Origin of the sequence: Sphingomonas antarctica (assembly GCF_965137005.1) — a bacterium.
Classification (GTDB): domain Bacteria; phylum Pseudomonadota; class Alphaproteobacteria; order Sphingomonadales; family Sphingomonadaceae; genus Sphingomonas_O; species Sphingomonas_O antarctica.
On the sequence record NZ_CBCRXM010000004.1, the window covers coordinates 187448 to 202535 of the forward strand.

General features: G+C 63.8%; 14 protein-coding genes and 1 other RNA gene. 6 read left to right on the plus strand and 9 right to left on the minus strand.

Going from position 1 to position 15088, the window contains the following annotated elements:
* The first annotated feature begins 36 nt into the window (after window positions 1-36).
* From ACM9ME_RS06440 to ACM9ME_RS06450, 3 genes are all read left to right on the plus strand, one after another.
* Window positions 37-735 carry an N-acetylmuramoyl-L-alanine amidase gene (locus tag ACM9ME_RS06440; protein WP_415642612.1) on the plus strand — a complete coding sequence of 233 codons (699 nt, stop codon included), beginning with the start codon at window positions 37-39 and terminating at the stop codon, window positions 733-735.
* Window positions 736-747: 12 nt separating this feature from the next.
* An RNA gene (rnpB, locus tag ACM9ME_RS06445) (RNase P RNA component class A) lies at window positions 748-1106 on the plus strand.
* A gap of 28 nt (window positions 1107-1134) precedes the next feature.
* Window positions 1135-1671: a J domain-containing protein gene (locus ACM9ME_RS06450; protein ID WP_415642613.1), complete on the plus strand. Its 537-nt coding sequence runs from the start codon at window positions 1135-1137 to the stop codon at window positions 1669-1671.
* A gap of 1 nt (window position 1672) precedes the next feature.
* Here ACM9ME_RS06450 and ACM9ME_RS06455 read toward each other — a convergent pair whose 3' ends face one another.
* Window positions 1673-2581 carry a DMT family transporter gene (locus ACM9ME_RS06455; RefSeq protein WP_415642614.1) on the minus strand — a complete coding sequence of 303 codons (909 nt, stop codon included), beginning with the start codon at window positions 2579-2581 and terminating at the stop codon, window positions 1673-1675.
* 58 nt (window positions 2582-2639) lie between these two features.
* Here ACM9ME_RS06455 and proS point away from each other — a divergent pair, with 58 nt between their 5' ends.
* The gene (gene proS, locus ACM9ME_RS06460) at window positions 2640-4169 is read left to right on the plus strand and encodes a proline--tRNA ligase (protein WP_415642615.1); all 1530 of its coding nucleotides are present in this window, start codon (window positions 2640-2642) and stop codon (window positions 4167-4169) included.
* Here the strand turns inward: proS and glpK are convergent.
* From glpK to ACM9ME_RS06475, 3 genes are all read right to left on the minus strand, one after another.
* The gene (gene glpK / locus ACM9ME_RS06465) at window positions 4163-5611 is read right to left on the minus strand and encodes a glycerol kinase GlpK (protein WP_415642616.1); all 1449 of its coding nucleotides are present in this window, start codon (window positions 5609-5611) and stop codon (window positions 4163-4165) included. The genes proS and glpK overlap by 7 nt on opposite strands.
* The gene (gene glpD, locus ACM9ME_RS06470; protein ID WP_415642617.1) at window positions 5601-6911 is read right to left on the minus strand and encodes a glycerol-3-phosphate dehydrogenase; all 1311 of its coding nucleotides are present in this window, start codon (window positions 6909-6911) and stop codon (window positions 5601-5603) included. Before glpD ends, glpK begins: the two co-directional genes overlap by 11 nt.
* 169 nt (window positions 6912-7080) lie before the next feature.
* Window positions 7081-9063 (minus strand): M3 family metallopeptidase, encoded by a 1983-nt coding sequence (locus ACM9ME_RS06475; RefSeq protein WP_415642618.1) that lies wholly within the window; start codon window positions 9061-9063, stop codon window positions 7081-7083.
* Window positions 9064-9137: 74 nt separating this feature from the next.
* Between ACM9ME_RS06475 and rnr the strand changes: the two genes are divergently transcribed.
* On the plus strand, window positions 9138-11333 hold the full coding sequence (rnr, locus tag ACM9ME_RS06480) for a ribonuclease R (RefSeq protein ID WP_415642619.1): 2196 nt from the start codon (window positions 9138-9140) through the stop codon (window positions 11331-11333).
* A gap of 75 nt (window positions 11334-11408) precedes the next feature.
* Complete coding sequence (locus ACM9ME_RS06485; protein WP_415642620.1) at window positions 11409-11762, plus strand: hypothetical protein; 354 nt, start codon at window positions 11409-11411, stop codon at window positions 11760-11762.
* Window positions 11763-11828: 66 nt separating this feature from the next.
* Here the strand turns inward: ACM9ME_RS06485 and dcd are convergent, their stop codons facing one another.
* Genes dcd through ACM9ME_RS06510 form a run of 5 tightly spaced genes read right to left on the minus strand, consistent with a single transcriptional unit; the run spans window position 11829 to window position 15079 of the window.
* Entirely contained in the window at window positions 11829-12383 is a 555-nt protein-coding gene (gene dcd / locus ACM9ME_RS06490; RefSeq protein ID WP_415642621.1) for a dCTP deaminase, read from the minus strand.
* Window positions 12384-12395: 12 nt separating this feature from the next.
* Window positions 12396-13082, minus strand: coding sequence for a M24 family metallopeptidase (locus ACM9ME_RS06495; RefSeq protein ID WP_415642622.1), 687 nt, complete (start codon window positions 13080-13082; stop codon window positions 12396-12398).
* A complete protein-coding gene (locus tag ACM9ME_RS06500; RefSeq protein ID WP_415642623.1) occupies window positions 13079-13495 on the minus strand; it encodes a cytidine deaminase in 417 nt (138 codons plus the stop codon). Before ACM9ME_RS06500 ends, ACM9ME_RS06495 begins: the two co-directional genes overlap by 4 nt.
* Before the next feature lies 1 nt (window position 13496).
* Window positions 13497-14030 carry a UPF0262 family protein gene (locus tag ACM9ME_RS06505; protein WP_415642624.1) on the minus strand — a complete coding sequence of 178 codons (534 nt, stop codon included), beginning with the start codon at window positions 14028-14030 and terminating at the stop codon, window positions 13497-13499.
* Window positions 13994-15079: an HlyD family secretion protein gene (locus ACM9ME_RS06510; RefSeq protein ID WP_415642625.1), complete on the minus strand. Its 1086-nt coding sequence runs from the start codon at window positions 15077-15079 to the stop codon at window positions 13994-13996. Before ACM9ME_RS06510 ends, ACM9ME_RS06505 begins: the two co-directional genes overlap by 37 nt.
* Window positions 15080-15088 lie beyond the last annotated feature (9 nt).

The window sequence follows — 15088 nt, forward strand, 5'->3', positions numbered from 1 at the left end:
CCTTGCCGGTCGGCTGGGCTGCGTTATGGAGCACGCATGGCCGATCTGCGCATCATCGAAACGCCGTCGCCCAATTTCGACGCGCGCACTGCGCCGGTCACGATGCTTGTCCTCCATTATACCGGCATGCCCACATGCGCCGAGGCCGTTGCGCGGTTGACCGACCCGGAGGCGAAGGTTTCCTCGCACTATCTGGTCGCCGAGGACGGGCAAATCATGCGACTTGTCGCAGAAGACAAGCGCGCATGGCACGCGGGGAAAAGTTACTGGCGCGGGACAACCGACATCAATTCTGCGTCGGTCGGCATCGAAATCTGCAATCCGGGTCACGAATTCGGCTATCGGCCATTTCCCGAAGCGCAGATCGACGCGGTGGTCCCGTTGGTCGCCGAAATTGTCAAACGGTACGGCATCACGCGCGGTAATATTGTCGGCCATTCGGACATCGCGCCTTCGCGCAAGCAGGATCCTGGCGAGTTGTTCCCGTGGAACCGGCTCGCCAAGCTCAGACTAGCGTTACCGCGCCCGACCAAGAGCCTGATCGATCCGGCATGGGGCGATGCCGGGTTCCTGCTGGCGCTCGAGCGCTTTGGTTACGACGTCAGCGACCCGTTGGCTGCGACCGTCGCGTTTCAGCGGCGTTTCCGCCCCGAATTGCTCGACGGGACGATCGACGGCGAATGTCGCGCCATCCTGCTTGCGCTGCTCTTGCCGAAGCCGCAGGGCGAGGAGTAAGGCGCGGACGTGCCAGAAGGCCGGGCAGCCGCCGCCGTGCAGACGGGGGAGGAAAGTCCGGGCTCCACAGAGCAACGGCGCCGGATAACGCCCGGCTGAAGCGATTCAAGGGACAGTGCCACAGAAAGCAGACCGCCGGGCCTCGGCACGGTAAGGGAGAAAGGGTGCGGCAAGAGCGCACCGCGGTCCTGGTAACAGGGCTGGCAAGGTAAACCCCGCCGGGAGCAAGATCGAATAGGGATGGCACATGGCCCGGCTCGGGTCCGTCGTCCGGGTTGATTGCTGGAGCGGCGCAGTAATGCGTCGCCTAGAGGAATGGTTGCCCAGCCCTTCGGGGCGGACAGAACCCGGCTTACAGGCCTTCTGGCACTTTTTCGTTCAAGGACTATTTGAAGACACATGGCGCGTTCGGGACGATCGGTGGATTGGGGATTTCCCCGCTGGCGCGGCTATGGTGCCGGGCAGGAGGCGACCAAGGTCCGTATCTGCGATCGCTATGGTTGCACCGCACCGGGCGATCGGCCCGCGCCGAAATCGCCCAACAGCCCGGAGCGTTGGTATTTCTGCTTGCAGCATGTGACCGAATATAATCAGGGGTGGAATTATTTCGAAGGCTTGAGCGCCGAAGACGCTGCCAAGCGTGAGGCGGACGACCTGCGCGATGCATCGGGCTTCGCCAACGCCAAACATTATGGCTGGGGCATGGAGGGCGATGGCACGCGCAGCCGTGACGAAATGCGCGCGCTGTCGGTGCTGGAGCTCGAAAGCGATGCAGAGTTCGAGGCGGTCAAGGCGTCATGGCGTCGCTTGGCCAAGGCCAATCACCCCGATGTGACGCCCGGCGATGCGCAGGCAGCGGTGCGATTTCAGTCGGTGCAAGCCGCGTTCGAAGTGTTGCGCACGGCGGAGGAGCGGCGGCCGGGCCGCAAGGACTAGATTATTCGTCGCGACCGGCGGCAATGGCGATGAGGCGATGGCGCACCCGCTCGCGCCAGACGATATACAGGCCGCTCGCCACGATGACCGGCGCGCCGAGCCAAGTGCTCTGCCCAGGCAAGGCGCCGAACAACAGCCAGCCGAGCAGGCTCGCCCAGATCAGCGCCGAATAATCCATCGGCAGCACCGTGGAGACGGGCGCGTGGCGCAGCGATGACGTCACTGCGACCTGCGCGAGGCCTCCGGTGACACCGACCAGCACCATGATCGCCCAATCGCCCGGATCGTGGCGGTGAAGCACGAAAGGCGCCGCTAGGCTCATCGTCACGGCCGATATCGAAGTGAACCAGAACACAGTGGTCAGTGGCACCTCCGTTCGTCCGAGATCGCGGATCATCAACGAGGTTCCGGCGACTGACAACGCGGCCGCGATGCCGATGCTGGCGCCGAGCACTGGCAAGTGCCCTGAGCCCGGCTGCGTGACGATCAGCACGCCGATGAACCCCACCACTACAGCGCCCCAGCGGTGGATACCAACGCGCTCCTTGAGCACCATTGCGGCGAGCAACGTCCCGAACATCGGTACGGTGAAACTGAGCGTCGTTGCCTCCGCCAACGGCAGCATCGCGACCGAACTGAAATTGAGCACAACGCCAAACATGCCCATCGCACTGCGTACGGCATGCGACTTCATACGCGTCGTTCTTACGGACGCAAAGCCAGGACCTGCGGCGACCAGACCAGCAATGATGGGCAAAGCGAAAACCTGACGCGCCCAAAGCAGTTCCCACAGCGAAACACCGCGCGCTTCGGCAACCTTGGTCGCGGCATACATGGCCGAGAGCAAAGCCATCGCCGCTAGCCGCCACAATATGCCCAGCAAATGGCGATCGGAGTGTGCGTCAGTCACATTGTGGCCGCTAGAGCGCCCTTGCGGGCGGGCGCAAGTCGGGCGAAAGCGCGCGACGATGAAACACGCCCTCAACATTACCCGCGCCCAGGATTTCTCCGCCTGGTATCAGGCCGTCATTGCGGAGGCCGATCTCGCCGAGGATTCCGGCGTGCGCGGCTGCATGGTCATTCGTCCCTGGGGCTTTGGCATCTGGGAACGCATCCAGCGGCTGCTCGACGACCAGATCAAGGCGACAGGTCATGAGAACTGCTATTTCCCGCTATTCATTCCACTGAGTTATTTCGCCAAGGAGGCCGAGCATGTCGAAGGCTTTGCCAAGGAAATGGCGGTGGTCACGCATCACCGGTTGATTTCAGATGGGCAGGGCGGATTGACCCCCGATCCCGCGGCAAAACTCGAAGAACCGCTGATCGTTCGGCCGACCTCCGAAACCGTGATCGGTGCGGCGATGAGCCGATGGGTGCAATCGTGGCGCGATCTGCCGGTGCTGATCAACCAATGGGCCAATGTCGTCCGCTGGGAAATGCGGACGCGCATGTTCCTGCGGACGAGCGAATTCCTGTGGCAGGAAGGGCATACCGCGCACGCGACGAAAGCGGAGGCGGTGGAAGAGACGCTGAAGATGCTCGAAGTCTATCGCGCGTTTGCCGAAGACGTGCTGGCAATGCCGGTGGTCGCTGGCGAAAAGCCCGCGCACGAACGCTTTCCGGGCGCCGACAACACCTATTCGATCGAAGCGATGATGCAGGACGGCAAAGCTTTGCAGGCCGGCACCAGTCACATGCTCGGCCAGACGTTTTCGAAGGCGCAGAACATCCGCTTTCAGGACAAGGACGGCGAACTGGCGCATGCGTGGACGACCAGTTGGGGCGTGTCGACGCGGCTGATCGGTGGCGTCATCATGACGCATGGCGACGATGACGGCCTGCGCCTGCCGCCGGCGATTGCGCCACAGCAGGTGGTGATCGTGCCGATGCTGCGCGATGCGCCCGAGGACGATGCGTTGCTGGTCTATTGTCAGGAGATCGCTGGCGAATTGCGCGCGATGACCGCGCTGCGTGAGCCGGTGCGCGTGTTACTCGACATCAAGGCCGTGAAGGCGAGCACCAAGCGGTGGAACTGGGTCAAGAAGGGCGCGCCGATCATCCTGGAAATAGGGCCGCGGGATATGGCGGGTGGCAATGTCAGCTTGTTGCGCCGCGATGCGCTGTACGGCGAGGGTGGTAAGCTCGCATCGCGGATCATGCCGCGTGGCGAACTGTCGGCCGTGCCTGCATTGCTCGAGGCGATGCAGCAGGGGCTGTTCGAGACGGCGAAGACGCGGCGCGATGCGGCGATCAAGCCGGTGACGAGCTGGGACGAAATTGCCGCCTATTTCAAGGGCGGTGAGGACGAGGTGAAGGGCTGGGTCTCGACGGGTTGGTCGCGGCCCGAGGGGGCCGAGCTAGAAAAGGTCGTCGAGCGGCTGAAGAGCCTCAAGCTCACCGTGCGCAACACGCCGGTCGATGGTCCGGCGGCGGAGGGCACATGCCTGTTCACCGGGGCGCCTGCGGTCGAGCGTGTCCTGATCGGGCGGACTTACTGAGCGAGCGCGCGTTCGAGGACGGCTTTCCAGTTGTCGAGCATCGTATCGCGGTCTTGGGCGGGCAATTGCGGTTCCCAGCGCGCGCCGGCCTGCCAGCGACGACCGAAATCCGCAGCGTCGCTGTAGAGACCAGCGCCGATGCCTGCGAGTGCGGCGGCGCCGAGTGCGGTGGTTTCGTGGCTGGCGGGGCGTTCGACCGGCGTATCGAGAACGTCCGCCAGCAATTGCGCGAACCAGCCGTTTTGCGACATGCCGCCGTCGATACGTAGCGCAGAAGGCTTGGTTGCGCCGTCCGCCTTCATGGCGTCGGTCAGGTCGCGGGTCTGGAAGGCGATGCTTTCGAGGGTCGCGCGGACAAGGTCGGCGTCGGTCGTGTCAAGCGTCAAGCCGTGGATCGAGCCGCGCAGATTGGCGCGCCAATGCGGCGCACCGAGGCCGACGAACGCGGGGATGACGGTGATGCCATGATCGGCGCGCGCGGATTTCGCGAGAGCTTCGGTTTCGGCGGCGTCGTCGATCAATTTCAGCTTGTCACGCAACCACTTGATCGCCGAACCTGCGACGAAGATCGAACCTTCGAGGGCGTAGGCGCGCTGATCGCCGATGGCATAAGCCGGCGTGGTTAGCAGTCGCGCTTGCGACGCCACCGGGTCGCCAGTGTTCATTAGCATGAAGCAGCCGGTGCCGTAGGTCGACTTGACCATGCCTCGTTCGAAACAGGCCTGACCGACCAGTGCCGCCTGTTGATCACCCACCATACCGAGGATGGGAATTGAGCGGCCGAACAGATCAGTGTCCCCGAACTCCGCGACATTGTCGCGCACCTTGGGCAGCAGCCATTCGGGGATGTCGAACAGGCTAAGAAGTTCGGCGTCCCAGGCGCGGGCGTGGATATCATAGAGCATCGTCCGCCCGGCATTGGTCCAGTCTGTCGCGTGGACCTTGCCGCCAGTCAGGTGCCACAGGAGGAAGCTATCGATCGTGCCGATTGCGAGATCGCGGTTTTCACGCGCGTTGGGAACGGCGTCGAGCAACCACTTGATCTTGGTCGCCGAGAAATAAGGATCGAGGACGAGGCCGGTCTTCCCCTGAACCATCGGTTCAAGTCCGTCGGCCTTGAGCGCGTCGCACAAATCGGCGGTGCGGCGGTCCTGCCAGACGATGGCGTTGTGGACCGGCTTGCCGGTGGTGCGATCCCACAGCACGACGGTTTCGCGCTGGTTGGTGATGCCTATCGCCTTGACGTCATCGCTCATCACTTCGCGCGCGGTGGCGAGAGTGGTCTCCCAGATTTCGTTGGCGTCATGCTCGACCCAGCCCGGTCTGGGGTAGTGTTGGGCGAACTCGCGCTGCGCGGTCTGCAGCGGGCGACCGTCGAGGTCGAAGCGGATCGCGCGGCTCGAGGTCGTGCCTTGGTCGATGGCGAGCAATTCAGCCGGCATGCGATGGTTCCATGTAAGCCGCGACGCGATCGCGCTGTGCAGGCGTCATGTGCAGGCCGACCTTGGTGCGGCGCCACAATATATCCTCGGCGCTGACCGCCCATTCTTTGTCGCGATACCAGTCGATGGCCTCGGCAGTCAGGCCGCCCCCAAAATCATCACCGCCCACCGGGATTGGCTCGTAGGGGAAGGGGGCATTGCGAGAGACGGGCTTGTCGAAGCCGAGTTTGGCCAAGGCTTCCTCGGCCAGATGCCGCGCGGTAGTGATCTTGCCGCCGAACACGCTCAGGACCGGCGCGCCATTGGTGTCGAGTTCGAGGACATAGTCGCGCGTGACCGCTTTGGCTTCACTGGCGCCGTCGTCGTAAAGCGGGCGGACCCCCGAATAGGTGTGGACGACGTCGGACGCGGCGATCTGCGTCGTGAAATACCGGTTGGATGCGTCGCACAGATAGGCGATCTCATCGTCGCTGATCCGCGCATCCTCGGGTCGCTCGACTGCGATGTCGGTCGTACCGATCAGGGTGAAGCCATGTTCGTAAGCGATGGCGAAGACGATGCGTTTGTCGGGCTGCTGCAACATATACGCGTGGTCACCGTCGAACAGGCTGGGGACGATGATATGGCTGCCCTTGACCAGCCGCACCCCCGCTTTCGCATTCGCGCCGGTCAGGCCGAGAGTTTCGGCAACCCACGGACCGGCGGCGTTGACCAGCATCCGCGCCTCGACCGTCCCGCCACCAGACAGGTCGGCACGCCACACGCCGCCGTCGCGTCGCGCCGAAACCAATGCGGTGCGCGTGGCGATTTCGGCGCCATGCGCATGCGCGTCCACGGCATTGGCAACGACCAAGCGGGCATCGTCGACCCACGCATCCGAATAAACGAAGCCGCTGCCCTTGCGCTTCAGGGGGGCGAGATATTTCGCGTCGGTCTTCCGCAGGCCCCGCGCACGCGGCAGCGAACTCCGGCCGCCGATCGTGTCGTACAGCAGCAGGCCGAGCCGCACGAGCCACCACGGTCTGACCGAATGCTCATGCGGCAGCACGAAATGCATCGGGCGGATCAGATGCGGCGCGGCCTTGAGCAGCCGTTCTCGTTCCTGCAGCGCCTCCCGCACCAGCCCGAACTCGTAATATTCGAGGTAGCGCAGCCCGCCATGGATCAGCTTGGTCGAGGCGGAGGAGGTGTGGCTGGCAAGGTCGTCGCGCTCGACCAGCAGCACGTTCAACCCGTGCAAACTGGCTTCGCGGGCGATCGCGGTGCCGTTGATTCCCCCGCCGACGACGAGCAGATCCACCGACCGGTTCACACGATTCACATCTGCTAATGTCATGCGCGAACGGCCCAGCGATTCACACGGTTCACACGTGCCACACCGCAATTTTCCGCGATTGTTCGTGCCGGTGAGGATGAGATCAGCATATAAGGCTCATCGCATATCCGCTCGCCTGTAGGACAGCGTTTCGTCAGTTGCCTTTCGCCAATCGCGCCTTGTACGCCTCGACCGACAACGGACGCCCGAGGAAGCCCGAAACCAGTTCGGCGGCGGGCTTCGAACTGCCGGGCGCGAGGACCGCGGCGCGATACGCGGCGGCGGTTTTGGTGTTGCGTAGGCCGTCTTTTTCGAAGCGGCTGTACATGTCGACCGCAATCGCCTTCGACCACATGTAGGTGTAATAAAACGCGCTATAGCCGCTGAGGTGGCCGAAGCTGTCCTGCATGTGCGTGCCTTCGGGGTACGGCATGAAGGTGTAGGGCCGGTCGAGTTCGCGCGCTTCGGCGCTCAGGTCGGCCTGGGGCGGACCCGAGTGGAAACCGAGGCTGATGTTCGACAGGCCCAACTGGCGGCGATCGCCATAGGCTTCCGCGAAATACCGGGCCTTGTTCATCCGCTCCACCAAATCCTTCGGGATGGTCTTGCCGTTCTTGTCGACCGCGAATTTGCTGAGCGTGCCGTAATCCCACACCCAGTTTTCGAGCATTTGCGAGGGCGCCTCGACGAAATCCCATTCGATGTTGAACGGGTTGGCGCCTTCCCAATTCTGCTGTCCCGCGAAGATGCCGTGGATCAGATGGCCATATTCGTGGAGGAACGTTTCCACGTCGCGGTGCTCCATCAGGCCGGTGGTGTGATCGCCGGCGGGGAAGTTCGTCACCAGCGCGAAGGTCGGGATTTGCCGCCCGGTAATGCCCATGCGGATCGGCACGACATTGGCGTGATTATATTTGCCGGGGCGCGGGTGCGTATCGAAATAGAATTGGCCGATCAGCTTGCCGTCCTGGTACATTTCATACGGTTCGACGGACGGATCCCAGGTCGCGGTCTTCCACGGCTTGATTTCCACGCCGAACAGGTCGCGGGTCCATTGCAGGATGCCGTCGCGGACGTTGTTGTATGCGAAATACTGGCGCACCTCCTGCGGATCGACGGTGTACGCTTCCTTGCGGATCAGCTGCTGGACGTAGCCGGTGCTCCACGGATTGATCTGGCCACCGGGGTTGAACAGGGCATAACGCGCCTGCATCTTGCCGAAGTCGCGCGTTGCGGCGTCCTTGGCCGCGGTGTCGATCTGCGCGAGGAATTCCCGCGCCTTGGTCGGCGTGCCGATCATCTTGTCCTCGAGCGCCAGCGTGGCGAAGTCGGGACGGCCGAGGAGTTTGGCGAGTTCGTCACGCTTGGCGAACAGTTCGGTCAGGATCGCGTCATTGCCCGGATAGGCGCGGGTCAGGTTGGCGAAATAGAGCCGCTTCCGCAGGTCTTCATTCTGCGCGTAGGACATGACCGGGCCGAGATCGGGATAATCGGTCGAGATGGTCACCAGCCCATCGGCGCCGGGCTTGTGCGCGGCGATGAAGTCGGCGGGCAGGCCGGCCAGATCCTCGGGCTTGGCGGTGACGGTCTTGCGGCCGTCGGCAATCGCCTTGTCGAACTCGATGCCGAGTTCGTTGATCCGGCTTTTCAGCGCCGTCACCTTGGCGCGGGTTGCCTCGTCGCGCGACACGCCGTTGCGATCATATTGGCCGAGTGCGCGGGTGAGGGCGACCTGACCCGCGGCGTCGAGCCGTTTGCCGTCGATGGTCTTCAGCCGCTTATAAGCCGGTACCGACAGATACAACGCGTCCTGCGCGTCCGAGGCACGCGCTTGGCAGGCGCGGCCAGCGTTGCGGCGGGCATCGTCGGGGGCGATTTCAGCGAGCATGCCGGCGTCGTTGCCGCCATCGTCGAGGAAGCGCTGAATCTCGTCGAATTCGTGCGCGGTGGCGTAGGCGCCGGTCGGCTTGCCCGTCTCGAACGCGGTGCGCAGGCGCACGGCTTCGTTGAGGAACTGGTCGCAATTGGCCTTGGCTTCGTCAGCCGATGCCGGGTTGAGGCGCGGCGCGGTGTCGAACGACGCGGCGAGCGCGGGGGTGGCGGTGGACAGCAGCAAGACAGCGGCAAACAGACGCATCGATATTCCTCCCGATTCTCATGTCGGCCTCGCTAATGGCGCGGCGCATCGACGGCAACGCCTGCGCTCCCTAGATGGGCAAGATGCGCAAACCCATCGGCATGCCTTCGCGTCAGCAAATTCTGGATTTCATCGCGTCGTCGGATCAACCGGCGGGAAAGCGCGAAATCGCCCGCGCCTTCGGGTTGCACGGTGCGGACAAGATCGCATTGAAGGTGCTGCTCAAGGATATGGCCGATGAAGGGCTGATCGACGCCGCGCCGGGCCGCGCGTTCCACAAGATGGGCGGGGTGCCCAAGGTGACGGTGCTGCGCGTCGTCGACAGCGATGGCGATAGCGTGTTCGCGGTGCCCGACCAGTGGCAAGGCGATGGTCCGCCGCCACGGCTACGCGTGGTCGAGAAGGGGCGGCGGACAGCGCTAGGGATCGGCGACCGTATTCTGGCGCGGACGGAAGAGGCCGGCAGAGGTCTGGTCGCCCACCCGATGAAGAAACTCGCGCGAGGCGAGGAGATGATGCTCGGCGTGGTGCGTAAGGAGGGCGAGCGGGCGTACCTGAAACCCGTCGACAAGCGCGAGCGGCGCGAGACGATGATCTCCGATCTGGGCGATGCGCGCGACGGCGATCTGGTGCTGGCGGAAAAAGCCGGGCGGCCACCGCGGATCACCGCGCGGGTCACGCAAGTGCTGGGCGATCCATTCGCCCCGCGCAGTTTCAGCCTGATCGCGATCCACAAATACGGCCTGGCGCACGTATTCGGCGAGGACGTGATCGAGGAAGCGCACAAGGTTGCCAAACTCGATCTCGGCGAACGAGAGGATCTGCGGCATCTGCCGATCGTCGCGATCGACCCGATCGACGCGCGTGACCATGACGATGCGGTGTGGGCGTCGCCGCGCGACGATGGCGGGTTCGACGCCATCGTCGCGATCGCCGATGTGTCGTTCTACGTCCGCACCGGATCGCCGCTCGACCGCGAAGCGCGCAAGCGCGGCAATAGTGCTTATTTCCCCGACCGCGTCGTGCCCATGCTGCCCGAGGAATTATCGGCGGACATCTGCTCGCTGAAAGCAGGGAAGGATCGCGCGGCGCTCGCCTGCCATCTCGTCATCGACAAGGCGGGGAAGCTGGCGTCATGGCGTTTCACGCGGGCGAAAATCCGGGTGAGCGAAAACCTGGCTTACGAAGAGGCGCAGCGGCGCATGGATGCGGGCGAGGCCGAGCCGCACCTGAAGGATTTGTGGTCGGCCTGGGCGTTGCTGGCCAAGGCGCGGGACAATCGCGCGCCGCTGAACCTCGACCTGCCCGAACGCCGCGTGCAGATCGACGACGCGGGGCGCATCACCAGCGTCGCCGTCCGCGAACGCCTCGACGCGCACCGGTTGATCGAAGACTTCATGATCGCGGCCAACGTCGCCGCGGCGAAGGCGCTCGAAGCCAAGAAATCGCCTGTCATGTACCGTGTCCACGAGGTGCCGGGCCGCGAAAAGCTGGTCACGCTCAAGGATTATCTCGCCACCTTCGGCGTCAATTTCGCGCTGGGGCAAGTCGTCACGCCCGCGACGTTCAACCGGCTGCTCGAACTGGTCGGCGATGCTGAGCACCGGCAACAGGTGATGGAGCAAGTGCTGCGGACGCAGACCCAAGCCTATTACGCGCCCGCCAATCTGGGCCATTTCGGGCTCGCATTGGGGAGTTATGCGCACTTCACGTCGCCGATCCGGCGCTATGCCGATCTGATCGTCCATCGCGCGCTGGTGCGCAGCTATGCGCTCGGCCCCGGCGGGCTGACCGACGACGAAGCGGGGTCGATGCCGCGCATCGGCGAAGCGATTTCCGCCGCCGAGCGCCGCGCGATGGAGGCAGAGCGGGAGACGGTTGATCGTTATGTCGCGGCCTATCTTTCCGAACGTGTCGGGACGGTGCTCGAAACGCGGATCACGGGCGTCGCGAGTTTCGGGTTCTTCGCAACCGTAGACGGTATCGGTGGTGATGGCTTGGTGCCGGTTTCGACGCTGGGCGACGATTATTATCGCTTCGACGAAGGCGCGCGGACATTGATCGGCGACCATAGCGGCACGCGATATGCGTCGGGCATGACCCTGCCGTTGCGGCTGGCCGAGGCCGATCCGATCAGCGGATCGCTGCGTTTCGAATTGCCCGAAGGTGGGTCGGCGCCGCGTCGGCCAGTGGGCGACGGGCGGCGGCCCGCGATGGGCAAGCGCGGTCGCCCCGCCGGCATCCGTCACAAGGGCGGAAAGAGAAAATGACATTTCGATGACATTTTCACTTCACTTTAGTGAAACAGAGGCATAGCTTTCCCCAATAACGATAGGGGACGTCTCATGCGGAATGCTGTTTTTGCGGTAGTTGCCCTCGGCGTATCGATCATAATGCCATTGTCCCCGGCCGTTGCTCAGCCTGTGGATAACTCGCTCACGGTGACCGGCGAACGCACGGCTGGGGCGCTTGCGCAGTATCAGGCGCGTGTTGCGGCGACGCCGGGCGACGAGACCGCGTGGCTCAACATCGCCATTCTTCAGAAACACGCCGGGCGTACAGCGGAAGCGCAGCAAGCCGTCGAGCGCGTGATGGCGCTCGGCAATGCGGTCGTGCAGAACCAGTTCGGCGACGACGTCTGGACGCACGATTGGGCGCAGAACGTGACGGCGCGGCCGGTCACGCTCGCACTGCGCTGATCCACAAACGGCAGGTTCGTTAGTCGATTACAGCCTGGGCAGTGACCTTGCGTCGTTGTGACCCCGTCACAGCTTGGGCAAGGTCACCCCGCGCTGCCCCATATATTTCCCCGCGCGGTCGGCGTAACTGACTTCGCAGGGTTCATTCCCCTGCAGAAACAGGAACTGACAGGCGCCTTCATTGGCGTAGATCTTGGCGGGTAGCGGTGTGGTGTTCGAGAATTCGAGTGTCACGTGACCCTCCCAGCCCGGCTCCAGCGGGGTCACGTTCACGATGATGCCGCAGCGTGCATACGTCGATTTGCCGAGGCAGATGACCAGCACATCCCGCGGCACACGGAAATATTCGACGGTGCGGGCAAGGGCAAAGCTGTTCGGCGGAATGACGCAGCAATCGGTCTTGCGATCGACGAAGCTGTTGGCGGCGAAGTCCTTCGGATCGACGATCACGCTGTCGATGTTGGTGAAGATCTTGAACTCGTCCGACACGCGCGCATCATAGCCGTAAGACGACAGGCCATAGCTGATGCAGCCGTCGCGTTTTTGCGACTCCACGAACGGCTCGATCATGCCGTTGGTCAGAGCCTGTTCGCGAATCCAGCGGTCGGATTGAATGGTCATGGCGCGCGCCTATCAGTCGAGCAGGCGTTCGTAAAAGCCGCCGAAACTGCCGTCCACGCTGACGAGGTGGATTTCGCCGATCCATAAGCGGTCCTGACCCAATGGATCGGGATCGCGCAACCGGCCGGTGTTCGCAGGATTGATGCGGTAGAAGTCCTTTTCGCCGGGCAAGTGCGCGTGCGGAAATTCGCCGACGATGTGTCCGCCGATCACGCCGCCGAAACGCCAGCCTTGCTGTTCCGCCCAGTCGGTTGCGAGGGCATATAACGCGGCCCCGGTGATGTCTTGATTGCCTTGGTAAGCCGCCTGCATCGCATCGAAGCCACGCGAAAGATCGGCAACCAAGGCGTGTTTGAGCGGATCGTCGCCCACGACATAACTGCGTCCGACATCGGCTTCCCAGTTTTCGAACACCGGCCCGAGATCGAGGTAGACCAGATCGTCGGCCGCGATCGTCAGGACCGGCGGGTTGTCGCGCGCGGTACATTTCGCGTTGGCGCCCGCACGGCAGATGCGCTTGTGCCAATGCTCGGTGACGCCGAAATCCAGTTCGGCAAGAGCGTAAATATCCTTTTCGACCTCACGTTCGGTCCGGCCCGCAGCGACGAAGCCGCGTGCCTCGATCGCGTCGAGCAGGGCCATGGCGCGCGCCTCCGCTGCGTGGAGTTCGGCCAACCGTTCAGCGCGTGACAAGCTCATCCGATACCCAGATCCGCGGGGCCGAACGCGTGGGGCAGGAGGATCGACAGCCGGTGCTGCTCGGTCGCGTCGCTTCCGCCGGCGAGGCAGTGAATCAGGATGTCGCGTTTGCCCAGTTGCGCCGCCTCGTTGATCAGCTGACGACATCGTCCGCACGGGCGGCAGGGCTCGGCACCATCGCCACCAACCACCGCGATCTCCACCACGTCGGCCAGGCGCCCGTCATTTGCCGCCTTGGCCAGCGCAACGGTCTCCGCACACAATGACAGGCCATAGCTCGCATTTTCGACATTCGCGCCGGTGATGATCGTGCCGTCGGTCATCAGCAACGCCGCGCCGACATGAAACCGCGAATAGGGCGCATAAGCGCGGGTCGCCGCGTCGCGCGCGGCCTGGAACAATGCTTCGGTCATGTCAGCCCCGGATATGCAGCACGCAGATCAGCGTGAACAGCCGCCGCGCGGTGTCGAAATCAATGTCGATCTTGCCCGCCAGCCGCTCCTTGAGCAGGTGCGAGGCTTCGTCATGGATGCCGCGCCGCGCCATATCGATCGTCTCGATGGTCGCCGGCGTCGACGTTTTCACCGCCGAGAAATAGCTGTCGCAGATCGCGAAATACTCACGGATCGGGCGCTGGAACCGGCCCATTGCCAGCATCAGCGTTTCGAGATGCTGACCGTCCTCGCTGGCGATATGCCAGCACAGGCGGCCCTCCTGAACCGCCAGCTTCAGACGGTAGGGCCCGGCATAGCCCTCCGGATAGAGTTTGCACGGCGCAAAATGATTGCCTTCGAGCAGGTCGAAAATCGCAACCCGGCGTTCCTGTTCGATATCGGCACTGCGCCAGACGATCGATTGCTGGTCGAGGTCGATGGCGATCAGGCGCGGATCGCCAACGCCTTCACTCGTGCTCACTGACGGACGTCGACGGTGACGTTGGCGCTCCATCCGGCGACCAACGGACGGTCGGGCTGTTCGTCGAGGACCAGCCGCACAGGCACGCGCTGCGTCACCTTGACCCAATTGCCCGTCGCATTCTGCGCCGGCAGCAGCGAGAATTGCGAGCCGGTGCCCGCGCCGATGCTGGTGACGTGCGCCGCGAATTTGCGACCCGGCACCGCGTCGATTTCGACCGTCGCGCGTTGGCCCGGGCGAATTTTGGCGAGCTGGGTTTCCTTGAAATTGGCTTCGATCCAATAGCCCTTGTCGGCGACAATCGAAATCAGCGGTAATTGCTGAGGCGCGAGATTGCCGAGTTCGAGGCGATCGGTCTGGGTGATCCGCCCCGCCATCGGTGCGCGAACCTGAGTACGCGCAAGGTCGAGGCGCGCCCGTTCGAGCTGAGCCATGGCCGCGGCGACCGCAGGTGGAACGCTGCCACCACCATTGCCCAGCGCGGCAGTTGCCGCCTGAGCCGTGGCGCGTGCTGCGGTGATATCCGCGCTGGACGCCAATTCGTCCTGACGCGCTTTGACATAGGCGGCCTGGGCCGCGTCATACGCCGCGCGGGTGGTAAAGCCGCGCTTCAAAAGCGACGCCTGACGGTCGAAATTGTCGTGTGCCAGCGCGGTTGCGGCGTGATTGGCGGTCACGTCGGCCTGCTTCGAGCCGATATCCGCGCCTCGCGCCGCCGCTTGCCCCTCAAGCTGCGCATAATTGACGCGCGCAGTGGCGAGCGCCGCTTCGGCTTGCAGCACCGCAATACGAAAAGGCGCAGGATCGATCGTGAACAGCAGGTCGCCCGCCTTGACGACGTCGTTTTCCTTGACCCGCACGTCGACGATCCGCCCGGTCACTTCGGGGGCCACGCTCGAAACCGGAGCATCGATCAGGGCATTATCGGTGGTCACCGTTCGCCCGGAAGTCAGCCAGAAGAACAGTCCGACCGCCACGATCAGCACCGGCACGCCGAACATCAGCGGCAGGCGCCACCACGGGCGGCGCGCGGGTACGGCGTCGATTGCGGTCGCGGTGTCGATGGCGGTGCTGTCGTTCACGTCAATTCC